The organism is Chryseobacterium sp. IT-36CA2 (assembly GCF_949767875.1).
Lineage (GTDB): Bacteria > Bacteroidota > Bacteroidia > Flavobacteriales > Weeksellaceae > Chryseobacterium.
Genome location: NZ_CATKPG010000011.1, coordinates 1433865 through 1456729, shown reverse-complemented (window position 1 = coordinate 1456729; position 22865 = coordinate 1433865). Strand labels below are relative to the sequence as shown.

The 22865-nt window shown below is 36.1% G+C and carries 26 protein-coding genes; 3 read left to right on the top strand and 23 right to left on the bottom strand.

Annotation, left to right across the window (positions count from 1 at the left end; genetic code table 11):
• Positions 1-7: 7 nt before the first annotated feature.
• On the bottom strand, positions 8-2830 hold the full coding sequence (locus ACM6F9_RS07300) for a SusC/RagA family TonB-linked outer membrane protein (protein ID WP_414845082.1): 2823 nt from the start codon (positions 2828-2830) through the stop codon (positions 8-10).
• Positions 2831-3195: 365 nt separating this feature from the next.
• Between ACM6F9_RS07300 and ACM6F9_RS07295 the strand changes: the two genes are divergently transcribed.
• The 3 genes from ACM6F9_RS07295 (at position 3196) to ACM6F9_RS07285 (ending at position 4758) form a co-directional block, all read left to right on the top strand.
• Entirely contained in the window at positions 3196-3867 is a 672-nt protein-coding gene (locus ACM6F9_RS07295; RefSeq protein ID WP_414845081.1) for a DUF4197 family protein, read from the top strand.
• Positions 3868-3907: 40 nt separating this feature from the next.
• Entirely contained in the window at positions 3908-4213 is a 306-nt protein-coding gene (locus ACM6F9_RS07290; RefSeq protein WP_105700845.1) for a DUF493 family protein, read from the top strand.
• Positions 4214-4281: 68 nt separating this feature from the next.
• The gene (locus tag ACM6F9_RS07285; RefSeq protein ID WP_414845080.1) at positions 4282-4758 is read left to right on the top strand and encodes a hypothetical protein; all 477 of its coding nucleotides are present in this window, start codon (positions 4282-4284) and stop codon (positions 4756-4758) included.
• 55 nt (positions 4759-4813) lie between these two features.
• Here ACM6F9_RS07285 and ACM6F9_RS07280 read toward each other — a convergent pair whose 3' ends face one another.
• The 22 genes from ACM6F9_RS07280 to eco all read right to left on the bottom strand — a co-directional run bounded on the left by ACM6F9_RS07280 (position 4814) and on the right by eco (position 22833).
• The gene (locus ACM6F9_RS07280; protein WP_414845079.1) at positions 4814-5164 is read right to left on the bottom strand and encodes an ArsC/Spx/MgsR family protein; all 351 of its coding nucleotides are present in this window, start codon (positions 5162-5164) and stop codon (positions 4814-4816) included.
• 88 nt (positions 5165-5252) lie between these two features.
• A complete protein-coding gene (locus ACM6F9_RS07275) occupies positions 5253-5867 on the bottom strand; it encodes a deoxynucleoside kinase (protein ID WP_002977952.1) in 615 nt (204 codons plus the stop codon).
• Between the two features lie 27 nt (positions 5868-5894).
• Positions 5895-6857 carry a hypothetical protein gene (locus ACM6F9_RS07270; protein ID WP_414845078.1) on the bottom strand — a complete coding sequence of 321 codons (963 nt, stop codon included), beginning with the start codon at positions 6855-6857 and terminating at the stop codon, positions 5895-5897.
• 158 nt (positions 6858-7015) lie between these two features.
• The gene (locus tag ACM6F9_RS07265) at positions 7016-8041 is read right to left on the bottom strand and encodes a glutaminyl-peptide cyclotransferase (RefSeq protein ID WP_414845108.1); all 1026 of its coding nucleotides are present in this window, start codon (positions 8039-8041) and stop codon (positions 7016-7018) included.
• Positions 8042-8142: 101 nt separating this feature from the next.
• A complete protein-coding gene (locus ACM6F9_RS07260) occupies positions 8143-9165 on the bottom strand; it encodes a glutaminyl-peptide cyclotransferase (protein ID WP_414845077.1) in 1023 nt (340 codons plus the stop codon).
• A gap of 35 nt (positions 9166-9200) precedes the next feature.
• A complete protein-coding gene (locus ACM6F9_RS07255) occupies positions 9201-9584 on the bottom strand; it encodes a VOC family protein (RefSeq protein WP_414845076.1) in 384 nt (127 codons plus the stop codon).
• The gene (locus ACM6F9_RS07250; protein WP_414845075.1) at positions 9581-10087 is read right to left on the bottom strand and encodes a GNAT family N-acetyltransferase; all 507 of its coding nucleotides are present in this window, start codon (positions 10085-10087) and stop codon (positions 9581-9583) included. Before ACM6F9_RS07250 ends, ACM6F9_RS07255 begins: the two co-directional genes overlap by 4 nt.
• Before the next feature lie 3 nt (positions 10088-10090).
• A complete protein-coding gene (locus ACM6F9_RS07245) occupies positions 10091-10516 on the bottom strand; it encodes an SRPBCC family protein (protein WP_414845074.1) in 426 nt (141 codons plus the stop codon).
• Positions 10517-10562: 46 nt separating this feature from the next.
• Positions 10563-12176, bottom strand: coding sequence for a Na+/H+ antiporter (locus ACM6F9_RS07240; RefSeq protein WP_414845073.1), 1614 nt, complete (start codon positions 12174-12176; stop codon positions 10563-10565).
• Between the two features lie 107 nt (positions 12177-12283).
• On the bottom strand, positions 12284-13288 hold the full coding sequence (locus ACM6F9_RS07235) for a bestrophin family protein (protein ID WP_414845072.1): 1005 nt from the start codon (positions 13286-13288) through the stop codon (positions 12284-12286).
• 78 nt (positions 13289-13366) lie between these two features.
• Positions 13367-14044, bottom strand: coding sequence for a DUF2490 domain-containing protein (locus tag ACM6F9_RS07230; RefSeq protein ID WP_414845071.1), 678 nt, complete (start codon positions 14042-14044; stop codon positions 13367-13369).
• Between the two features lie 132 nt (positions 14045-14176).
• Positions 14177-14569 carry a DUF1398 domain-containing protein gene (locus ACM6F9_RS07225; protein ID WP_414845070.1) on the bottom strand — a complete coding sequence of 131 codons (393 nt, stop codon included), beginning with the start codon at positions 14567-14569 and terminating at the stop codon, positions 14177-14179.
• 166 nt (positions 14570-14735) lie between these two features.
• Positions 14736-15185, bottom strand: coding sequence for a VOC family protein (locus ACM6F9_RS07220; protein WP_149832692.1), 450 nt, complete (start codon positions 15183-15185; stop codon positions 14736-14738).
• A gap of 35 nt (positions 15186-15220) precedes the next feature.
• Complete coding sequence (locus ACM6F9_RS07215; protein WP_414845069.1) at positions 15221-15769, bottom strand: SRPBCC family protein; 549 nt, start codon at positions 15767-15769, stop codon at positions 15221-15223.
• A gap of 16 nt (positions 15770-15785) precedes the next feature.
• Complete coding sequence (locus ACM6F9_RS07210) at positions 15786-16157, bottom strand: VOC family protein (protein WP_105700832.1); 372 nt, start codon at positions 16155-16157, stop codon at positions 15786-15788.
• A complete protein-coding gene (locus tag ACM6F9_RS07205) occupies positions 16154-16558 on the bottom strand; it encodes a hypothetical protein (RefSeq protein WP_414845068.1) in 405 nt (134 codons plus the stop codon). Before ACM6F9_RS07205 ends, ACM6F9_RS07210 begins: the two co-directional genes overlap by 4 nt.
• A gap of 2 nt (positions 16559-16560) precedes the next feature.
• Complete coding sequence (locus tag ACM6F9_RS07200; RefSeq protein ID WP_414845067.1) at positions 16561-17031, bottom strand: hypothetical protein; 471 nt, start codon at positions 17029-17031, stop codon at positions 16561-16563.
• A gap of 12 nt (positions 17032-17043) precedes the next feature.
• The gene (locus ACM6F9_RS07195) at positions 17044-17499 is read right to left on the bottom strand and encodes a DUF1569 domain-containing protein (RefSeq protein WP_414845066.1); all 456 of its coding nucleotides are present in this window, start codon (positions 17497-17499) and stop codon (positions 17044-17046) included.
• 446 nt (positions 17500-17945) lie between these two features.
• On the bottom strand, positions 17946-19151 hold the full coding sequence (locus ACM6F9_RS07190; RefSeq protein WP_414845065.1) for an ABC transporter permease: 1206 nt from the start codon (positions 19149-19151) through the stop codon (positions 17946-17948).
• Between the two features lie 66 nt (positions 19152-19217).
• Entirely contained in the window at positions 19218-20174 is a 957-nt protein-coding gene (locus ACM6F9_RS07185; RefSeq protein WP_414845064.1) for an HlyD family secretion protein, read from the bottom strand.
• Between the two features lie 11 nt (positions 20175-20185).
• A complete protein-coding gene (locus tag ACM6F9_RS07180; protein ID WP_414845063.1) occupies positions 20186-21604 on the bottom strand; it encodes a TolC family protein in 1419 nt (472 codons plus the stop codon).
• A gap of 740 nt (positions 21605-22344) precedes the next feature.
• Positions 22345-22833: a serine protease inhibitor ecotin gene (gene eco / locus ACM6F9_RS07175; RefSeq protein WP_309433601.1), complete on the bottom strand. Its 489-nt coding sequence runs from the start codon at positions 22831-22833 to the stop codon at positions 22345-22347.
• Positions 22834-22865 lie beyond the last annotated feature (32 nt).

Genomic DNA, 22865 nt, shown 5'->3' with positions numbered 1-22865 from the left:
TTTTTAATTAAAATGTTAAGTTCATACCGAATGTATAAATGGCAGAGATTGGATAAATATTGTTATCAATTCCCATCTGTACTCTATCCGTATTTGTAATCTCTGGTGAGAAACCGTGATATTTAAAACTTGTCCAAGGGTTTTGAGCACTTACATATAATCTCAACTTTGTTAATGATAAAGATTTTGCTAGAGATTTCGGTAAGTTATAACCAACCTGGATATTTCTAATTCTGAAATAGCTTCCATCTTCTACATAAAAGCTACTTGGTACAATGATGGATTGATTGGAAGTAATCATCGCATTAGTATTTGAAGTACCTGCTCCATGCCATCTGTTATTATACATATCTAAATCCCAAGTTTCGTTTCCAAAACGCTGCTCACGGTTATAGTTGTATATTTTGTTACCAAATACCCCTTGGAAATCAACTGCAATATCAAAATCATATACATTAAAATTAACTCCAAAGCCATAAGTTCCTTTAGGAATTGGGCTTCCTAAGAAAGTTTTATCTCTTGAGTCAATAGTCCCGTTACCATCCTGATCTGCAAATTTGAACCATCCTGCTTTTGCTCCTGGCTGTCCTGAAGCTGCCGCTTCTGCATCTGTCTGGAAAACGCCTGCAACCTGATACCCGTAGTAAGAACCTACTGGCTGGCCGCTTTGTAATCTAACAATAGAATTTCCGAATAAACTAGCACCTGTTTCTAAATAAGATCCACCATACACCGATGTGATCTCATTTTTAAGGGAAGTAAAGTTACCGTATATTCCAAAAGTAACATGCTCACTCAATTTTGTATTATAATTAACAGACACTTCAAAACCTTTATTATTGAAGGAATAAGCGTTTGTTACAAAATTATTCCAGTTACTAGCACCGGAAACTGTTCCCTGGTTTATACCATAAACCACATTTTTTGAATCTTTATCATAATAAGCAGCATCAATTTTAAGCTTATTATTAAATAAAGCCATTTCCAGCCCTACATCTTTACCGGTTGTTGTTTCCCAGCCAATATTTGGATCGATAAATTTGTCAACAGTCTGCGCAGGATAACCTGTATCTCCATAATATACTCCACCTTCTATAATAGATGTATTGGCTGTATATCCTCTTCCTACATTAGGATTTCCTAATTCACCGTAACTTGCTCTTAATTTTAACAAATTGAAGACATTTTGGTTGCTCATAAAATCTTCTTTAGAAACTACCCAACCTGCACTAACAGCCGGAAATACTCTGGCTCTGTCAACATTAATTTGTGAACTGGCATCTCTACGTATCGATGCATTTACTAAATATTTACCTTTATAATCATAGTTAATTCTTCCAAAGAAAGATTCAATTCTTTGTTGATCCTGATCAACAGTTAAATCTACTCTATCTACACCAGTTACATGCAAAAGGTCTGTTCCGTTGGCAATATTTAAAGATCCATTGGTTCCGTCGTAATTAACATTCTTAGCAGACCAGTAATCTTGTGACAAAGAAGTTCTTGTTCTGGAAAAACCTGCTAGGACATCAAAATGATGATTACCGAAATTCTTTTTCCAGTTAATTGTATTATCCCAAACGTAATTTCTATTTCTAAAATTTCTTGTAACTAATGAAGACGCTACCTGGCTGGAAACGGGAACATAGTTAAGTGTAGGGGTATATTCATATTGGCTAGGGCTATAATTATCGCTAGAATAGCTGATTCTGAATGTAAAATCTTTCAGGAATTTTAATTCTCCCCAGATGTTATTCAATAGTCTTTCCTGTCTTAACTGAGAACGATATAAATCCAGCTTCGCTCTTGGGTTAGGTATAGAATACCCATTGAAAAACTGATAATCTCCTGTAGCAGGATTCATTACAGAAAAAATAGGAGGAGCATTATATGCATCTAATAAAGGATTTTGTGCTACATCAGTACGCATTTTGGAAAAACTGAAATTGTCTCCAATGGTAATGTTATCTGTAATTTTATAGCTAAGGTTTAATTTTGTATTAAATCTGTTAAAACCACTTCCTGAATTAATTCCCTGGCCTGCTGCAAGGTTACCTTCATCCTGAAGATATCCTACGCTGCCATAATAATTAAGCTTTCCTATACTTCCCGTTGCCGAAAAATCATTAGAATTAATGATGCTTGTACGGAAAATCTCATTATACCAGTTGGTATCTGCAGGATAATTGGATCTGGAAATAAAATCTGAAGGTTTTGGATTAAGAACATCATTTTTTATCTTTTCATTATAAAGCTCAATGTACTGATCAGAATTAACCATTTTAGGAATATTAGTCACCTTTTTAAATCCTAAATAAGAATTCACATTAAAAACAGGTTTTCCTTTTCCAGTTTTGGTTTTGATGATAACAGCACCATTGGCAGCCTGAGCTCCGAAAATAGCTAAACTCGATGGGTCTTTCAGTACACTCATAGATTCAATATCCTGAGGGTTAAGGAAAGAGATATCATCTGTGATCATTCCATCAACGATGAAAACGGTTTTACCGGTAAGGGAACCAACTCCTCGGATGTCTACTCGTGGCGAACCACCAGGTGTACCTGTGTTTGTAATATTTACCCCTGCAAGTTTACCCTGTATAGAGCTTACCGGGTTAGCATTAGGCTTGTCAGCAAGGTCTTTCGCAGAAACCATTCCGATACTTCCGGTAACGTTTTCTTTTTTCTGAGCCCCATATCCTATCAAAACCACTTCTTCGATCTTCTGCTCTTTAGCAGTAGTATCTTTTTTAGCAGTCTGCGCATTGACATTCATACCGAAGTACAGAACGGCAATGAGACATGAATACTTTAAATTACTTTCTTTCATATAGTTTCAATTTTATTCAAATAAATTCAATCTTTTTTTGTCCCTAAATAGTGGAGTTATTTAAAATCTCAAAAAAAGACATTAGCCAAAAATATAAAAAAAATTGAACAATGTTAAATTATCTTAAACATTTAAATATTCATCGGTTTTATTATGTTCAAAATGACAAATATTCAAATATTATAATTTTATACTCAAAATAATTATCATTTAACCATTATTTCATTAATGTTAAATTAACATTTCAACTCCAAAAATTCACCAAATCCGACCTCCAATTTAATATTTTGTTAAATAGAGAATAGTAATTACCTTTGGTGCAGTTTTTGAGAAAAGGATTTAGACAATAATCAATAAAAAGATCAATGAAAAAATATATCATTGCAGCCGCTCTTATGATCGGGACCGGTGCTGTCATTACCACGAGTGTACAATCGTGCACAACATTGGCCACATCAGACATGGGGCTCTCTATTATAAAAAGAATTCTGCTTAATGGTATTGATAAGGGAATGGGAATCTATGGAAACAAGGAAGCCTTCCTTCAGAATAACATGGTAGATAAAGCGCTTCCAAAGGAGTTGAGAGACATCAACTCTATGCTGGAGAAGGTATCTCCGTCATTGGTTGCCAAAGAAAGAGATTATATTGCACAGGCAGCAGTTTATACGGTAAATACCTCGAAACCTATTTTAGAAGGTGCCGTAAACAGTCTGAATGCTCAGGATGTAACGAGAATCATGCAGGGAACTACTGCTACACAGGTTCTGAAAGAAAAGACATCCCAGCAGCTTATCGCAGCCATTACTCCCAAAGTAGACGAAAAACTGAATGAATATGGAATTGTAAAAACCATCAACACCGCATTATCGGGAAGTAACTTTTTGGGAAGTCTTTTAGGAGGAAACAAAAATACAGTTAATTCTGGTGGATTGAGCCAGCTTGCTTCCGAGCAACTGGTGAACGGGCTATTCAATATCATTGAAGATTATGAGCATCAGAACTCGAAAGCTCTTCTTGGACCATTTGGAAAATAGGAAAAATTTCGTTATATTTATATTATATTAATAATTGGAGATGGATATATTACAAGGAAATCAACACGCAAATCCTGAGGATTTTTACAAGTCTTTGAAGGACAAACTGGAGGATCATCATGATTTTCCGGAAGATTATTTATTTAAATTTATTATTCCTACTGACCAATCAAAACTTACTGAAATTTACAGAGTTTTTGATGGTATTAAATTTACGCTGGGAAACCGAGAAAGTAAAAATGGAAAATACACAGCCTGCAATATCAATGCATTTGTTTTAGATGCCAATCAGGTTGTGAATATTTATAAAGAAGTAGCAAAAATAGAAGGCGTTATTCTATTGTAAAAACAAAAGCCGTTTCATCATGTCATGAAGCGGTTTTTTATTATCCAAAAAATATAAACCAAAGCACAATGAACATCCAACTGATTTTATTTAATGTTATTTTAACGGCAACCACCGCAACGAGCTGTATGCATAAAAATAATAGTGACAGCACAACCAATATCACCAATGCAGTTCAAAAGCAAAAGATTGAACAAATTCAATTAACAGAAATGACAAGAGGGTTCAGAAAAAGTATTATCTACACCCCATCTTCAAAGACAACAAACACCAATGAAGAGGTTTTTAATGCTAAGGTATCTCCCTCCGAATGGAGTACGGTTTCCAAGCTGGCCGGAACTATTGATCTATCCAAAATAGCAGGTCTTCCATCTCCTACTTCAGGCCGACATTCTGACCGTGCACTGGCAAGCACTATCATCATCACATCCAATGGAACTGAGTATACTTCTTCAAGTTTTGACTCCGGTAATCCTCCGAAGGAACTGGAAGCTTTATACAATGCAATAATCGGATCTGATAAAACGAAAGAAAAAATACGATAAAATAAAAATCCGCTCTTTAAAGATAAAGAGCGGATTCTTTTTTATGATGTAATCTTTACTTTTCAATAAAGAATTTTACATTTTCAATGGGTCTTCCCAGCATTGCTACTGAACCTTTTACCAGAATAGGTCTTTGTATCAGGGATGGATTTTCTGACAGAATCTTAAGCCATTCTTCTTCCGAATAATTTTTATCTGCATAATTCTCAAGATACAGTTTATCTGTTTTACGGATGATATGAAAAACACTCTGATTCAGTTTTTTCAGCACAGTTCTGAGCTCAAGAATACTTAGTGGATCTTCAACAATATTAATGATCTCAAAGGCCACTCCGTTTTCGTCAAGATACTCTAATACAGCATTTGACTTTGAACAATTTCCGTTATGTAAAACTTTAACTACCATGATCTATTATTCAAAAAAGTTAAACTTCCTTTCAACAAATTTAAAAAGAATTCCCCTGAGTCTGTCTTAATGTTCTGATAAAAATATGTTAAAACAATCCGTGAAGTTCAGCCTCAATTTTCTCCAGAATAAATCCGAAATCTTCCGGTTTTTCTACAAAATCAAGATCATCCACTTCCACAATCAGAAGTTTTCCTTCCGTATAATTGGAGATCCATTTTTCATATTTCTGATTCAGCTTTGAAAGGTATTCAATACTGATAGACGCCTCATACTCACGACCTCTTTTATAGATTTTTTTAACCAGATTGGGAACGTCTGATTTCAAATAGATCAACAGATCCGGAGCCGAAACAAAAGATTTCATCAAATCAAACACTGATGAATAGTTATTGAAGTCTCTGTCCGAAAGAAGGTTCATATCATTCAAGTTTTCTGCAAAAATGTGAGCATCTTCATAAATGGTACGATCCTGAATAATGTTTTTACCACTTTCTCTGATTTCCTTCACCTGACGGAATCTGCTACCCAGAAAATACACCTGAAGAGCAAAACTCCACTTGCTCATATCTGAATAAAAATCCTCCAGATAAGGGTTATGATCTACGTCTTCAAATTGTGCATCCCATCCGTAATGCTTGGAAAGCATCGTTGTCAAAGTTGTTTTTCCTGCTCCGATGTTTCCTGTAACTGCAATATGCATAATATTCTTTTTCCTTGTATTTACTGATTAATTGATAAGTTTTTCTAACCTGTCAGTCTGAACTTCAGAAACATCTTCGATCAATTTCTGTAATGTATTGTCTGAAGATTTCTCTACTGTAGTCTCTTTTGGCTTTTCTTCAGCTTTTTCTACGGGTTTTTCTGTAGACTGCTGTAGAGGTTCCGGCTGAGCTTCAAGCTGTTTTTGCTGTTTGGCTTTCTTTACTTTTTCAAGGCTGTAAAGATAGAGTTTGTTGCCCTTGATTTCAAAATAAGAGAGGATATTTTTATCCACAATTTGCGCATCCTGATCTTCAAAAATAGTTACCATTCCTTTTTCAGGAATATATTGTGAAATGAAATTATTAGCCACCACAAGAATGGCATCATTCTCTCTTCTAAACCGTTTTCCATTCTCCAAAGGGGCTTCAAACAGTTTTTCAAATTTAAGGCTGTAAATTCTGATGTGTTTTCTTGTTAAAATATAGACCTTATTTTCATAGACCAGCATATCCATCAGATCTTCGAAACTGATATCAAAAGGATATGAATTGATGGTTGTATCATTTCTAAAATTATACTGTATCAAACGTTTTGTGCTGTCATCCAGAAGCCAAAGCTGCTGCAGATCTTCGGCATATGCCATTCTGATGAAACCAAATTTTTGTTTAAAATCAAGCTTTTGAATTTCATTCATATTCTGATCTACAAACTTCATTTCCTGAGCATTTTCAGAGAACAAAGGTACGTTCAGAGGGTTTTGTACGGATTGTACTTTATAAGGAACAGTAAGCATCATTTTCCCGATCTGTTTTCCCAAGGAATCGTATTTGGTAAAACTAAAATCCTTGTTTTTATAGATATACAGACTTCCATAATCATCGGCAAGCATATCCTTAGCTTCCTTGAGTTTCAAGGTATCTAACGGTAGCATATTCTGCGCCGAAGCTGTACAGAAAAGGAGAAAAAATAGTATGTTTAAAAACTTCACTCTGCTTTTTTAATGGGGTCAAGATACTGAAAAATAATTTCATCCAAAAGATGGTTACATCTAGTAGAATCTTCTTTGATCATAATCAAAATCGAGACCATCTTGTTACTGAAAAAAGAATTGTTGTACAGAATATAAACTCTGTAAGTATATTGTGATTATTGAAAGGTAACTTCATAAATTTTCGGCCAGTTTTTTCCTGTTACGAGCATATTTTCACCTTTAAAAGCAATTCCATTCAAAACATGTTCGCTGTCGCCGCGGCTATTCTCCTTTGTCAACTGGCTAAAATCAAACTTTCCTATAACGTCTCCGGTTTTAGGGTTAATCTTTAGGATGACAGGTTTATGCCATACATTTGCATAGATAAAACCATTGTGGTATTCCAGCTCATTAAGCTGATCATAAATATTTTTGTTTCCGGCCACACAGACAGTCTTTACTACTTTTGACGGATTATCAACATCCAAAAAATAAAGATTCTTTGTACCATCTGTAGCAATCAGATTTTTTCCGTCATACGTAAGCCCCCATCCTTCTCCGATGATGTTGGGCAAAGGAAATTCGGATATTTTCTTTAACGTGTTTTTATCGTAAATAAAACCGAGTTTATTCCGGTAAGTCAGCTGATATACTTTATCTCCAACGATAGTACAACCTTCGGAGAAAATCTCGGCGGGCTGCTTAGCAACAATTTTGGGTGCAGAAGATCCTAATGTATATTTTATCAATTGCGAGGCCTTATTCATCCCATCACTTTCATATACGGTATTTCCTTCCACCACAAAGCCTTCAATAAAGTTTTTTGGATCGTGAGGGTAATCAGCTATTATTTTATAGGGAATATCTTTTTCAGTGATTTTAGAGAATACATTGATGGTAGCATCCTGATTCAGGACTTCGCCGCCTTTTGTTTTGATGATAAAAATTACGTTATTATCTCCTAAAGTGAAAAACTTCGGATCAATCGTTAAATCTGTAGTTTCTTTATCTCCCTGGCTTACTGCTATGCTTTCTGTATTTTCTGTAATTTCTTTTGGCAATTCTATTTTATCCCCGAAATGATAACCTTTTTCTTCTTTCGCATTATTATAATCTGCCAAAGAATCGAGCATTTTTTCGTTGTTGCTGCAAGAAGCAAGTAAAAGAACTGTGGCAAAACCAACGTTGATATTTCGCTTAATAAAGTTATTAATCATTCCTCAAAAATACTAAATTTTAGTCCTTAAAACGAAAATAGCGCTCCCAAAGGAACGCTACTTATATATTTTATTAATAAATCAGATTACTTGATCTGAACTTCATAAATTTTTGACCAGTTTTTACCTGTTACAAGCATGTTATCTCCTTTAAAGGCAATTCCGTTCAATACGTCATCGCTTCCTTTGGTATTTTGTTTTGCGATTTCAGTAAAATCAAAGGTTCCAACTACTTCTCCGTTGGCCGGGTTGATTTTTAAAATAATCGGTTTTTGCCATACGTTGGCATAGATAAACCCGTTGTGGAATTCAAGCTCATTCAATTGGTCATATGCCTGAGAACTTCCTGCCACTGCGATATATTTAATCAGTTTTGAAGGGTTGTTTACATCAAGGAAATAGAGAAGCTTACTTCCGTCAGAAGCGATTAAGCTTTTCCCGTCATACGTTAATCCCCAGCCTTCTCCCAATACATTTGGGTAAGGGAATTCTGACAACAGTTTTAAAGAACTTTTATCATAGATATATCCTTTTTTGCTCTGCCATGTCAGCTGATATACTTTATCCCCAACGATGGTACTTCCTTCAGAAAAATCTTCCTGAGCCTGTTTGGTAGAGGCAAGAGGCGTTGTTGTTCCAAGAGTGTATTTTAAAATCTGAGAAGATCCGTTCTGCCCGTCACTTTCATAGATGGTATTTCCTTCGATCTGGAATCCCTGTACAAAGTTTTTAGGATCATGAGGATATTCTGCTACAATCTGGTATGCGATATTTTTTTCAGGATTTTTTGCAAATACATTGATGGTAGCATCCTGATTCAGGACTTCACCACCTTTTGTTTTGACATTGAATGTAACAGCGTTGTCACCCAAAGTAAAAAACTTGGGATCGATTGTTAAGTTTGTCGTTTCTTTATCTCCAAAGCTGATAGTCACGCTTTCTGCATTTTCCGTCACCTCTTTCGGAAGCTCAAGTTTATCTCCGAAATGGTACCCTTTTGCCTCCATTGAAGTATTATAAGTGTTTAATGTATTAAGAATCTCTTTATCCTTATTACAAGACGCTAATAATAAAATCGCTGCGAAACCCGCTATTATACTTTTTTTCATTGAATTTCTAAATATTTCTCCAAAAATAGCAAATTTTATTCCGTATTGCCAATATTATCTACGGGTTCACCAAATTGTAATATGTAACCGTTGTTATCATAGATGGCAAATTCTCTCATTCCCCATTCAAAAGTTTCTATTTCATAGCAGACTTTGGCTTTTGTTTTAAGTTCTTCCCAAAGATCATCCACTTTATTTACGTTGAAATAAAATGAACCGGAAAACCCAATGGAAGTATTGTTTTCATGCTCATTAGGTTGAGAGAGCATAATGTATACTTCATCTTTTCGAAGGGAAGCCCATTGCCAGTCATCATTTCTACCCATCAGGGTAAACCCGAGAATATTCATATAAAACCCAATGGTTTCGTCAAGATTTTCTGTCCAGAAAATAGGACGAAGTGCGGTAAACTGTGTCATGATTCCTGTAATTCAAAAGTGTTTTTATGGATTTTCATATTGAGTGAAACCCATGTTTCCTGATCTATTTTTGCTTCACTTTTAACGTCCGGATCAAAAGTAAAGCCTACTTTTCTGTAACATTCAATGGCTCCGGTATTCCAGTCGTAAACGTTCAGTTCTGCGATTTCTTTATCAAAATGAGCAAATCCGTATTTCAGAAGTTCCTGCATTACTTTCTTACCATATCCTTTTCCTCGGTTGTTTTCATCCCAGATCAGAATTCTTCCCAACAGGAATGTTTTTTCTTTTAGAAAAATCTGGGCATGACCAATTGTATTTCCGGTTTGATCTGTAACCTTAAACAAGGTTCTTTTTTCATCAGACAAATCGGTTTCCAGTTGCTCTTCTGTGAGAGGGAAACGGTATACGGGTCCGGCAAACTGAAGAAGCATTCTTTCGTCTTTTATTTTTGAAATAAGATGTGGAGCATCTTCTGCTGTAAAAGGCTGTAATGTAATCATTGTTTACTTTTCTAGATATTCTTTTAAACTTTGTCCCAAAATGGTGTTCCAGCCTTCAGTAAAGTTTTCTCTTGAAAATCCTTCGCCTAAGTCTTTGAAATTTTCAATATCGTCATGGGTCAGTTTTACTAAAGTTTGTCCGTCTTCGGGTTGCAATTCCCAAGTCACAATAGTTTTCAGTGCTGAAAAATCCGGATAAGACCATGTGTGTTTCAATTTCTGATTCGGGATTATTTCTAAAATCTCACCATGATGATGATACTTATTCGCTCCTCCGGGTTCATAGAAATTGAATTCTTTCTCTGTTTCCAATACAAAATCCTGGATATCAAAATACCAGGATTTCATTTCATTTTTATCGGTTAATGCTTTCCAGACTTTTTCAGCTGGAGCATTTATGGTGTACTGAACAATGATTGGTGTACTCATATTATGGGTTTAATATGTTTAAATGTACACATTTTGTCCGTAATATTTACCCATGTGAAAAACCAGTGATCTTGGCTTCATCAAAATCCAGCTGCATTTCAATAGTTCTCATGACGTGATCATCAAATATTTTCTCTCTTTTCATTCTATGCAATTCGTTTCTCTGTGCCTGAATGATCTGTCGAAGGACATCTTTATTTTCATTGATTGCCGAAACATAATCTCCTGTGGAAGCCATACACTGTGCTTTGTCTGCCATCAGCATCATTTCATTTTCCAGTTTATGTTTTTGATGACGAACCAAGCTGTTGGTTACGGCTAATTCAGAAAAATCATTATCCAGTTTATGCAAGGCTGTTTCCTTCAGTTTGCGCATAAGAATTACTTCCTGTTTTTCTTCCGGCAATTCACTTCCGGCATCCTGAATATTTAACAATTTCAGAATCGGGCTCAACAATAAGCCTTGTCCTACCAGGGTAATCAATATGATAACGAAAGTGACAAATAAAATAATATTTCTGTGTGGAAATGCTTCTCCGTTGGGTAAAAAGGCTGGAATCGACAAAGCCGCAGCCAATGAAACCACTCCTCTCATTGCTGCAAAACTGATGATAAACGGCTCCTTCCAATCGGGTTTGGGAACTTTTAATCTTAATTCTTTAGAGCAGACTCTTGGGAAATACATCAAGGCATAACTGTATAGAATTCTTGTTCCGATAATTGCACTACCAATCACAACACTGTAGAAAATACCTTCTGAAATTGTGTATTCTTTCATCCCTTCCACTACAATAGGAAGTTCAAGACCAATCAGGATAAAAATGATTGTATTCATCAAAAATATAAGAACGCTCCACACATTTCCGGACTGTATCCTCGAGGTATGACTTAGATAACAATGCGAATTATAGGACATCAGCAAGCCTCCGGCAACTACTGCCAGTACTCCTGAAAAATGAAAATGCTCTGCTCCTACATACATGATGTAAGGTACAATAAGGGTGATAATAGTATCTATATTAGAATTGGTAGGAATAATCCTAAGCAATGCTCCAAACAGAAAACCTACAGCAACTCCTACAGCAATTCCTCCAATAGCCATGGTAAAGAAATCCTGAACGGCATCTCTCCAGATAAACTGCCCTGAAATAACTGCTGCAAGAGCAAATTTAAAGACAATCAAACTGGATGCATCATTGATAAGGCTCTCCCCTTCCAGAATACTGGTAATCTTTTTAGGAATTTTCATATGTTTCAAAACGGAAGTAGCCGCCACTGCATCCGGTGGAGAATTTACACCTCCTAATAAGAATCCCATGGCTACAGTAAGCCCCGGAATAATGGAAGATGAAAGATAAGCTACGACTATTGACGTTAAAAATACCAGACCGAAAGCCATTGAAAAAATCTGCTTTCTCCATTTATGAAAGTCCTGCCATGAAGTGAACCATGCTGCTTCAAACAAAATAGGCGGCAGGAAAATAAGAAAGACAAGATCAGGCTCTATTTCAATACGCGGCATTCCCGGCACAAAGCTTATCAGCAGCCCTGCAATCACAAGGAAAATAGGATACGCTACTTTTAGTTTCTGGCCGATCATTACCAATATCATCACAGACAGCAGTACTGCAATGGATATTATAACATAGCTGTGAATCATTTTAAGTAAGTTTTTTAAGTGTTATTTTTATTTTTGGATAATCATTTTATTACTATCCAAAACTTAGGTTTAATTTATATTCTAACCCTAAGCAATAATTGACAGAATTAAAGCACAATATTATTCTTCGGAGTAATGGCTGGCGGAAGGTCAGATTCATCCAGCATATCTCTCATATCAATTTCTATGGTTCGGCTGATCTGTGTGATTGGAACATCGTTAGGACTTCCTTCAAATGGATTTACGGAGGCTTCACCTACACTGTCTAATGTATGAAAGCACCAGGTTACCAATAAAGAAAACGGAATATTAAACCATAATGTCCAGCCTTCTACGATGGTTCCGTCTCCCAATTTATCAAGCTCCTTCAGTAATCCGAAAGGGACAAAAACAATAAATAAAAGCAAAAGATAAGTAGTGATTGAAGAGAAGTTTCTTGGGTACGGAAAATTTTTAATTCTTTCAGCTTTCCCCTGATCATCAGTAAACTTCACCAATTGCTGATTGATTTGTGTCCATTGAAAATCATTCAATTCTCCTTTTTCATAGGCTTCTGACAAAGCTTTGCTCTGTTTCGCCATCAATTGTGTTGCTCTGTTCTTTTTGCTTAAAATATACTGAAGTTCGGGTTCAGAAAGGTATTTTTTCAATTCATCATCCAGTTTGGAAAGCCTCTCTGGAATGTCATATTTTTTGGCATATTCATCAAATTGCTCTGTCCCCATATTTTCCCATGCTCTTGGTTCACGAAGCTGAAATCTCAATGCTGTAAGCCATGCATAATGACGAAGAAACATTTCTTTTACTTTAACAGGATCTTTGGAAGACAGTGCATCTCTCAGAATATATCCAAAGCTGCGGCTGTCATTGATAATCGCCCCATAGATCTGCCTGGCTTCCCAGAGTCTGCTGTAGCTGGCATTGTTTTTAAATCCAACGATAAAAGCAACCGCCGTTCCCATGATGGCAATCGGCTGCCATGGAACAGAGAGAAATTTCCAGCCTAGAAAGTATAAAACTGTAGGAATAGCTGATAATACAATCAGAGCGTAAATGCTCCGTCTGGTCCAGATAATGAACTCACGGGCTCCAAATCTTTTTCCTGAATGCATAGGTGTTTATTTTTTGGTGTTTATTATTTTTTATTTTTCAAATAATGATTTTCCTCAGGCATTCAGCAGCGGTCATGATCAGTTTTTAGTAAATGGAATGTTATTATAAAAACCAATTTGAATCTGTCCGCGGTTTCTGTTCTCCTGAATCTGGTTCATATAACCGGCTTCAATCCTCATATTTTTATTAATGACATATCCTAAAGCTCCATAGACTCTGTTTCTGTCGAAAACCGGACTGTTGAAGTGCAGAAAAATCTCATTGTATACTGATGCATAAAGGGTTTTCGGCAGCATTTCCTTTTGAGTAATCGGAATATTCACTCCCAGCATATAACGGAATCTCATTCTAAAATCATCCTGCAGAAAACGTTCTTCCAAACGGTAGCGGTGCTGAAGATAGAAACGTCCAAATTTCTGCTTGGTAATATACTGCTGGAAAATTCGGTGTTCTATATTTTCTTTTTTCTCTCCGTTTACATAAGGCTGGCTGAGAATGAAACCGTAACCCAATAAAACATTATTGTTGTTTTCGGTAAGATCATATCCGATTCCTGTACGGATCAGCAACTGTTCCAGATCTCCAACGGCATCGAAATTACGGTACTGAATTTCATTATGCCAGTTCAGTTTCTTACTGATCTTATTGTTTCCAAAATACATATACCATGCTCCCAAATCATTTTTCTGAGCAAATGTAAATATAGATCCCAAACTTAATACGGTGAATGCCAACTTCGTAAAAACCTTTCTCATGCTTGTTAATTACTATTATCTATCGTTTTTAACAAAATTAATAATTTTAATCAATAATAGCAAACAATATTTTATCACATGATGGAAAGAAAACCGGATGATATTTTTTCATCCGGTTTTTTTCTTAAGAGATTATCCTGGAACCTTTTCTGTCAGTACATCGGTTTCATTTTGATCGAAATAAGTACAGGTCATTGCATGAAGATCCATAGCCCAGCCTTTGATTCCGTTTTCAGCACAATCGTTACAGAAGGTCATATAATCTGTTCCACCCTGCTGATGAAGCTTCAATCTTGCTTTAAAGTTTTCAAGGTTTAAAGTATCAGAAACAGTAAGGGTGTCATATTTTTGTCCTGTCTGAACAGATTCGTTCTCACTATTAAAATATTCGGTATTTCCATTAGAAACATAGGAATTATAATTAGAAACACCCAATGCTTTTATAGCCTGGATGTATTGAGGAAAATCGGCTCCGCTTTTTACTTTTTGATGTTCTGCCTTAATGTTTTCAATTGTAAATTTCATTTTTTATGTTTTTTATGTTTAAAGAATACTATTTTTATTGATGATGAACAATCATCTTTTTAATCAAATTTAAAAAATTTTTGGGATGCAAATATATACCAAATAAAAAACCGGCAACGTCATTGCCGGTCAATTTTAACTATATTTCGAATACAAAATATAAATCTTATGGATGTTGCTGCATTTTAGCAGGATCGTCATAGTTTACCATCCAGTTGATTCCGAATTTATCAGAAAACATTCCGAAATAGGCTCCCCAGAAAGTATCTGCCATTGGCATTGTTACCTGCCCTCCTGCAGAAAGACCTCCGAATAATTTGTCTGCTTCTTCTTTAGATTCTGCATTTACAGAAATAGAGAAATTATTTCCTGCCTTGAAGTTGGAAGACCACTCTCCGCCTGTATCGCTTCCCATTAATATCGTTTCTTTAGAGATCGGAAGTGAAACGTGCATAATCTTGTCTTTGTCTTCTTCAGGAGTTTCTTTTCCTTCCATTGGAGGCATTTCTCCAAATGTTCCGATGTAAGGATATTCTCCTCCGAAAACAGATTTATAGAAATCAAATGCTTCTTTGCAGTTTCCATTGAATGTAAGGTAAACGTTTACTGTTGCCATAATTGTTTTGTTTTTTAAAGTTTAGTTTGTATTTTTTATTGAGGTTTTTCAGATAAAGCTTTTAACCTTGAAAGTCCCTTCTGATAGTCTTTTCCTACTGCGTCTTCCAAATTCATAAACAGCTTCATCAGGGTAAACGGATAAGGAATCTGCGATGTAAATCCCCATGTCGCCTTACTTCCGTTTCCTTCCGGAACTACCACTACATAAGAGTTTGCTTCACTTTCATAGGGAGTAAGAAATTTAATTTCCGTATCTATTCTTTTACCTGCCTCATCTACTTTTTTCAACTCCTGACAACCTTTTCCTGCATTTTTGTTTGTACTGTCCCAGCAAACTTTTTCTCCAGCCTGTCCAGTTGTACCCGTCCAGTCTTTTTTCATAGCAGGATCAAGATCATTCCATGGGCTCCATTGATCCATTGCTTTGAGGGAATTCGTATTTTGCCATACTTTATCTATCGGTGCATTGATAGAAATCGTTTTTTCATATTTGCAATCTCCTGAAATAAACGCAGCCACAACTAAGAGAATAATTAGTAATGCGGCTAAAAATAGCATAATTCTTTTAAATATTTTCATCATTAATGTATTTTAATTATTATCTGTGCTGATCTATAAGAATCATATTTCCATCGGGATCTTTCAGGTAAATATGTTCAGGTCCTGAAGTGGTTTCATCGGCTTCTTTTCCGATTTCTATTCCGCTTTCTTTTAATTTTCTCTGAATTTCGCGCACATCGTCAAAAGATTCGAGATTCTGTGCATTTTCGTCCCACCCAGGATTGAAAGTAAGCATATTTCCATCAAACATTGCCTGAAAGAGTCCTATCAATGTAGAACCGTTTTTCATGATCAGATAGTTGCTTTCAGCAGTTCCTGCCATGGTCGTAAACCCAAGTTTCTCATAAAAGTCTCTGGATTTCTGAAGATCTTTTACACTTAAGCTGATTGAAAAAGCTCCTAATTTCATATTTTTTTTGTTTTTAAAGCGAGTTGATGTCCTACGAAAACCAGTCCCCATACAAGGATTCCCAGAATCCAGAACCAGATTGGAGTAGGCAAAGACACCATCATGTAGATGGTTATGAGTAAAAAGATAATTCCACAGATTACAGCGGCAGTAAATTTTCCATTATTTGAAATTTTTGAAGCTGTAAACCCGGAAGCAACTGCTGCCAAAGCATACGCCAGAATAATAAAAAACAGAGCCATAAAAGGAGCTTCACTCACGTAGATTTTCAGCGCATTCATATCTCCGGCACCTACTTCAGCAGGAGGAGGATACAAATAATGTCCTATATTTTCCACTCCGGTAATACAGATAGAGCCTACAATAAGCCCAGCCAACACTGCTAAAATTCTTCTCAACATAATTATTGGTTTTTTAAATGAGTCTTAAAGTCTATGGTTCCGTCATAGCTTTTCCAGTCACCTATAAACTCAATATACTGTCCTTCTATTTTTTCTGTTTTTCTGTTCCATTTGAAGTTATATACAAACCTACCTTTGAAAAGGCCGGAATGTTTTCCTTTATTCTCTTCTGCCAGTTCATATTCTCCAAAAACGGTTCCCTGCTTCTTGGAATCTTTGTATTTTGAAATGGTAATTTTCCCTTCAAATTTTGCATAGTTGGTATCCACGAGAGAATATCCTGAAACAAAATATTCCTGATCATTTTTCTTATTCTGTTCAGAAATATTAATCTTCAGTTTCAGTTCCTGCCCTTTGTTTCCAATGGTTCCTATGTAAGGTTTGCTATTGTTGAGCCAGGTATTGGAGATATCCGGCATCTGCCCCAATGCAAAATTGGCCGCAAGAATGAGGAAGAATAAAAGTTTTTTCATATTGTGTGATTTTTAAACGCCAAATTGTGCCAGATGGTGGTTCAAATGTTTAGCAAACATATTATTCCACTCCTGGGCATTCAGTTTTCCGAAAGAAAAAGATTCTTTACCATCGAACGCATCTGCCCCCAACTGTTGTGTCTTCTGAATAAAACCGATCAGTCTTGTTTTTTCTTCGTGAAAATTCTTTCTGGTGGTAATCAAAAACTGTGGAGCGGTAGGGGAATCTCTTGGATAGGCTTTTTCTCCCACTACTTTTGGTTTTACGAAAGTTTTTAATATAAATTTTGCAATAGCTCCCGGTTTTTTGTGCTTTTCCGGTTCGTAGATCATTTCATAAGTAATAGAACAGTGTGCCAGCATCTGGTCTACAGTCATTTTCCCCCACAAGCCATGGGTATCTTCTACCAGTCTGTTGATTCTATCAATATAGTTTTGAGCATCTTTTGCATCAAATACATTTTCCATATAATTTCTATTTTACTATGGACAAATATATCAGTTTTTTCGTTTGATTTTATCGTTGAGTTAAAAAATTGAGGGGTACGGGGTAAGGGTATGAATTACAGGGTGCGAGGTTCGAGTTGTAGGGCTATTGGTTGCAGGTTGCTAGTTGCTGATTTGTGATTAAGTGTTGAGATGAAGATTGAGGGTGTTATGTGTGGTAAGCTACGGGATTTGGAGTGCCAGTTAGTTTCAAGGGTATGAGATTTCAGAGTGTGAGAATATGGAGTTTAGATGATCCGGGGTGTTTTATTTTTTGACTAATTCCTTGATGTTATTATTTTGAATTGTTTACTGTAAATATATAACCACTGAACTAATATAAGCCATAACCAATACCCAATCAACTAGAAACCAGAAACCAGAAACTAAAAACAAATTAACTAGAAACCATCCAACCAGCAACTAAACTACTCAATCTCCTCAGAAGTATTCTCAACCGTAATTTCCTGTGGCGCAGATTTTTTGAAAATAAACCAAAGTTTGATCTTCAAAGCAATCCAGCCTATAATAGCGTATATTACTAAAAGGATAGTTAGGTGTTTCAAATAGGGGAAAGTAAGTTCCACAGACCCTTTTTGAATCAATAAGATTTTGAAAGCCTGTAAAAAAGGAGTTAGCGGAATAATATTCGCAATAAACTGTACAAAAGCAGGCATTGCGCTTAAAGGCCATGTAAAACCACTAATAATGAAAGCCGGTGAGGCAATAACCATAAGAATTTGTGTAGCTTTCAAAGCATCCGGAATCAGAATACTGATGAATACTCCTAAAAATGAAACTGACCCTACAAAAACAGCTGTCAGAAGAATAAAATTGAGTATTCCTTCCGGCATCGGGACTCTGAAGATCATATGCATAAAGTAATAAATGCCTACAATGAGAATTGAAAACACCCAGATAGGAATCACTTTGATGAGCATGGTTGGGAAAGCCCATTTTTTCATTTTCAGGTATTCTTTTACGAAAGATCCTCTTTCAAATTCGGCAGCAAAACTTACCGCCATTGCCAATAAAATCACCTGTTGTAATACCACTGCCAGCATCGCAGGCCACATAAAAATCAGATAATTTCCGGTAGTATTGAAAAGGGTAATATAATTGGCTTTGAAAGGTTCATATTGTGTAGCAGCTTTTGCAGCGGGCATTCCTGCTTTTTGAAGGGCTTTAATGGAGGCTCCGGCAGAAAATGTTCCTATGGTGAGCTGAAGTGCTTTGGAAGCAAAATTTGCAGTCAGAACGTTTCCTGTATTGATATAAACATTCAGTTCGGGGTATTTTTTCTGGAGCATATCTCCTTCAAACCTTGATGGAATAATCACGACTGCTGCCGCTTCATGTCTGATCACCTCATCTTTGATGCTCAGAGGTTCCTGCAGGTATCTGATAATTTTGATGCTTTTATTATCATCCAGCATTTCCGTCAATTGATTGGACAAAGGTGTATTATCCCTGTCCACGATCAATACGGGAGTATTTTCAACTTTTCCGCTTTTGTAGACAAATCCCAGCAAAGTTGCATAGAAGACCGGAGCCAAAAAGAACACTGTTCTTAAGGTAGAATTGCCTATAAAAAGTTTGAACTCTCTTTTCAAAAGACGGAAAAATTCTTTCATCTGTATATTTTTATATGTTGAAGAATGAAATCGCATTCAATAGAAACTTCATCCTTTCTTTTCAATTTATTTCAGGATTATGTTGGCATTGACTAAAATACTTTTAGCCTTATTCATGTCTTTGGGTTTTACTTTGATCTCATAAATCGCATCCTGCAGCTGATAGTCTGGATAAGCGGTTGTGATATCTGCATATTTTGTAAGCTGTTTGATGTATACAATATTTCCTGTCAGGTTTTCTTTGTTGTAAACTACCTGCATGGTTACCTCCTGCCCTTTTTTGTATTTTGAAATGGCACTTTCCGGGATGGTAAATCTGAAATAAGTACTTTCAGGAATATATCCATTGAACAAAGCAAAACCAGCTGTTGCCAATTCACCAGTATTTAAGCTGATGGTTTCTATTTCCATGTCATTGGTGGCTATGATATATCTTTCAGAATAGGCTACATTAGCTTCCTGTAAAGCTCCTTTGGCCTGAGAAGCCTGTCCTGCTGCCATTTCTATTTTTTCAACACGGGTTCCTCTGTTTACGTCATCCAGTTCTGCTACCACAGCATCATATTGAGCTTTTGCACCCTGCAGTTTTGCATAAATTTCGTCATGAGCCTGCGGAGACATTAAGCTGTCGCGAAACATATTATTTGCTCTTTTGTAAGATTTCTGGGCAAATTCATATTGTTCTTTGAGCCCTTTATATTTAGCCTGAAGCTGTCTCAGCTGATCAGCTGTAGCTCCGTTTTTAGCCATCTGTTCCTGAGCTGAAGCAGCACTTACAGCACCTTGAGCCTGCGCTATTTTTGCAGAAACCTCCGGAACATCAAGCTGAGCCAGAGTATCTCCTTTTTTCACAGTCTGACCTTCGGAGACATATATTTTTAAGATCCTTCCGGTAACTTTAGGTGCAAAAGAGATCACATCCTTTTTAGTTTTTCCTTCCGGTTCTTTGATTTTTTCATTCTTTTTGTCACAGCTCCCCAACAAAAACAGAGCAGCGAAGAGTATAGATATATTTTTATGCATCATTTAAATTTTTAAGGGATTAAATAAAATTTGGTGATATCCAGCTCCTGGGTAGACCTCATCAGTTCTATTCCCGCTCTTCTCTGGTTGAAAATGGCATTCTGATATTCAAGTTCGGACACTTCAAGATCATTTTCTGCATCGATGAGCTGTGAAGATTTACTCATTCCGTATCTGAATTCTTTTTCTGCCTGTACCAATGCATTTTTTGCCAATTCTTTTTCTTTAGCTTTCAAGGTGATCTGTGCGGAAGCAATATCATAATTGGTTTGATTATTCGCCAGATTCAGGGTCAGTTTTTTCAAAGCATCTTCTTTCTGGTTCTGTAAAACTTCTTTCCCTACTTTGGCGGTTTCTTCTGCATGTTTTCCTTCTTTACCATCGAAAATCTCCCATTTAAAACCTACTCCAGCAGTGATCAATGGAAATACATTGATATTATTGGGTCTCCAGTCCAGTTTTTTTCCTTCGTATCCAAGTATTGGGACTGCGGGAATAACATTTTCTGAGGACTTTATTCTGTTTCCATACAAACCGATATAGTAAGCAGAGGCCATCAGCTGTACTTTAGGAATCATCCATGTTCTTTCGGCCTTTATTTTATAGTCTGCAGCACTGATTCCATGTTCCAGTGCCCGAATTTCAGCTCTTTGCTCTATTCCTTTTTCTGCTGCCAGTAATTCTACCGGCGATAGCACCGGATCAATCATTCTGAGCCTTTCTCTTTGAATTCCGGTTAAAATATAAAGCTGGGTAAGAAGCAATTCTTTTTTCCCTTCATATTCTACCATCTTGGCATCTAGGGTCGCCTGAGCCAGCTCAATTTTCTTATGATCGTAAGGAGTTATCAAACCATAACCAAGAGCCTTATCTGCTGTTTTTCTGTTGATATCAAGTCTTTTTTTGCTTTCATCCAGTACTTTTTTAGACTGATGAATCAAAGCCAGCTGATCATATGCTTTAGAAATAGTGGCTATAACCTCATCTTTTGTTTTCTCCAAAAGAATGTCTTCAGACTTTTTCTTTTCTTCAACCGCTTTTTTCATGTATTTGACCTTTCCTCCTGAATACAGAAGCATTTTGGCATCTGCCTTGGCAACACCTGAAAAACCTGATACGTTGAAATTATTATTGAAAGCCCCTTCCGGAATATTGATAAAGGGAGCCAGATTGAATTCCGGTGACGTTAGTCTCGCTGTTCCGTTGAGATAGCCGGCTTTACCACTCAGTTCCAGGGTTGGAAGAAAGATGTCTTTCAGTTTATGTTCGTCAAGATCGGTAAGTTTATTTTGGGTAATCTGCATTTTGAGGTTCGAGTCCCGAACCATAGCACTATCCAGAAGTTCTTTAAAATCCGGCGCAGACTGTGCCCAGCCAAAAGCAGGGAAAGCAAAAAAACTAAACGTAAAAATCAATAAATTGTTTTTCATGGTTTATGTTTACAACAAATATAATGCAAAAAAAGGTTAAACACTTAAAGATAATTCTACAATATGGTGAATTTAAAGTAAGTTTAAAAATTGTTTAAGTTTAAAGCCTTATAAAATAAAGTTTTGCCCGAAGTGTTTAAATGTTAATTAAAACTTAAAAATTTTTGAAAAAATATTTAACTCTACTTTTCCCCATCCTATTTTGTTGTGTTTTTTTGAGGAAATAAAGGGATAAAACAATATTTTATGTGAAAAACATACGGTATATTTTATTTTGAATTTTGGAGGTTGGATTCCTATGGAATGACAAACTGGGTGGACAGGCTTTGGAAAAATAACGCTAAGTCCGCAAAGTATTTATGAAGAGATATAAAATTGTTCGCAAGGGCGTTATACTCAGCAAAGATGTTGGAGAAGCATTTATCGAACAAAGTAATTCAATAGGAACGGACTTTAGTCCGTTTAATAAGGATCAAACTTCAATTGGCTTTAGCCTAAACTTTATTCTGATTCTGAATTTTGCAAGTTGGATTCATACGGAATGACAAACTGGGTGGGCAGGCTTTGGAAAAATAACGCTAAGTCCGCAAAGTATTTATTAGAAGATATATTAAATCGCTCGCAAAGGCATTCTACTTAGCAGAGATGGTGGTAAATCATCTTTCCTTCTGTAGAATAAAAAACAAAAACTCCCCACGGTAGTGTGGAGAGTTTTCTGTTTATCATTATAATAAGCTGATTTATCTTTGAACTGCTTTTTTCATGGCAGCATCAGGACGTAAAATTCTGTAACGAACTTCGATATCTTTCGGTACGTAGAATACCAATGGAAGTTTGCTGTTGTATCTTACGGTTTCGGGTTTCAGGGTAACAAACTTTTTAGTCAGTTTTTTATCCATACATCCCATTAGTGTTCCTGCTGTTTCACCTTTAGATTCTACTTCATAATAGTTGTACCCCCATCCCTGAAGATCCTGAGTTTTCATTTCTCCCATTAAGAAATAGTTGTTACAGTCTAACATTTTCTCAGCACCTACAAAAAGTTCAACCTTTAAATCGTTTTCGTTTTTTGCTACGGGAAGCTGAATATATACTTGCTTATATCCTTCTTTTGCTTTTGGGAACATTTCAATCTGTAGTTTTTCAAACTTTTCTGCTTTCTTTTGTGCAAAAGCATTTACTCCAGCCATTAGTACTAATCCTGTGATTAAAGTTTTAGAAAATTTCATCTTTTAATAATTTTTTTAATTGATACTATCTC

Coding starts and splice junctions, on each gene's coding strand:
- ACM6F9_RS07290 (WP_105700845.1), top strand. CDS start 3,908: ATGGATATATTACAAGGAAATCAACACGCAAATCCTGAGGATTTTTAC.
- ACM6F9_RS07220 (WP_149832692.1), bottom strand. CDS start 15,185: ATGGCAACAGTAAACGTTTACCTTACATTCAATGGAAACTGCAAAGAA.
- ACM6F9_RS07190 (WP_414845065.1), bottom strand. CDS start 19,151: ATGAAAGAATTTTTCCGTCTTTTGAAAAGAGAGTTCAAACTTTTTATA.
- ACM6F9_RS07260 (WP_414845077.1), bottom strand. CDS start 9,165: ATGAAAAAAAGTATAATAGCGGGTTTCGCAGCGATTTTATTATTAGCG.
- ACM6F9_RS07275 (WP_002977952.1), bottom strand. CDS start 5,867: ATGCATATTGCAGTTACAGGAAACATCGGAGCAGGAAAAACAACTTTG.
- ACM6F9_RS07200 (WP_414845067.1), bottom strand. CDS start 17,031: ATGAAAAAACTTTTATTCTTCCTCATTCTTGCGGCCAATTTTGCATTG.
- ACM6F9_RS07240 (WP_414845073.1), bottom strand. CDS start 12,176: ATGATTCACAGCTATGTTATAATATCCATTGCAGTACTGCTGTCTGTG.
- eco (WP_309433601.1), bottom strand. CDS start 22,833: ATGAAATTTTCTAAAACTTTAATCACAGGATTAGTACTAATGGCTGGA.
- ACM6F9_RS07295 (WP_414845081.1), top strand. CDS start 3,196: ATGAAAAAATATATCATTGCAGCCGCTCTTATGATCGGGACCGGTGCT.
- ACM6F9_RS07280 (WP_414845079.1), bottom strand. CDS start 5,164: ATGGTAGTTAAAGTTTTACATAACGGAAATTGTTCAAAGTCAAATGCT.
- ACM6F9_RS07195 (WP_414845066.1), bottom strand. CDS start 17,499: ATGGAAAATGTATTTGATGCAAAAGATGCTCAAAACTATATTGATAGA.
- ACM6F9_RS07225 (WP_414845070.1), bottom strand. CDS start 14,569: ATGAAATTTACAATTGAAAACATTAAGGCAGAACATCAAAAAGTAAAA.
- ACM6F9_RS07255 (WP_414845076.1), bottom strand. CDS start 9,584: ATGACACAGTTTACCGCACTTCGTCCTATTTTCTGGACAGAAAATCTT.
- ACM6F9_RS07210 (WP_105700832.1), bottom strand. CDS start 16,157: ATGAAATTAGGAGCTTTTTCAATCAGCTTAAGTGTAAAAGATCTTCAG.
- ACM6F9_RS07235 (WP_414845072.1), bottom strand. CDS start 13,288: ATGCATTCAGGAAAAAGATTTGGAGCCCGTGAGTTCATTATCTGGACC.
- ACM6F9_RS07245 (WP_414845074.1), bottom strand. CDS start 10,516: ATGAGTACACCAATCATTGTTCAGTACACCATAAATGCTCCAGCTGAA.
- ACM6F9_RS07230 (WP_414845071.1), bottom strand. CDS start 14,044: ATGAGAAAGGTTTTTACGAAGTTGGCATTCACCGTATTAAGTTTGGGA.
- ACM6F9_RS07250 (WP_414845075.1), bottom strand. CDS start 10,087: ATGATTACATTACAGCCTTTTACAGCAGAAGATGCTCCACATCTTATT.
- ACM6F9_RS07205 (WP_414845068.1), bottom strand. CDS start 16,558: ATGTTGAGAAGAATTTTAGCAGTGTTGGCTGGGCTTATTGTAGGCTCT.
- ACM6F9_RS07180 (WP_414845063.1), bottom strand. CDS start 21,604: ATGAAAAACAATTTATTGATTTTTACGTTTAGTTTTTTTGCTTTCCCT.
- ACM6F9_RS07300 (WP_414845082.1), bottom strand. CDS start 2,830: ATGAAAGAAAGTAATTTAAAGTATTCATGTCTCATTGCCGTTCTGTAC.
- ACM6F9_RS07215 (WP_414845069.1), bottom strand. CDS start 15,769: ATGATGAAAATATTTAAAAGAATTATGCTATTTTTAGCCGCATTACTA.
- ACM6F9_RS07185 (WP_414845064.1), bottom strand. CDS start 20,174: ATGCATAAAAATATATCTATACTCTTCGCTGCTCTGTTTTTGTTGGGG.
- ACM6F9_RS07285 (WP_414845080.1), top strand. CDS start 4,282: ATGAACATCCAACTGATTTTATTTAATGTTATTTTAACGGCAACCACC.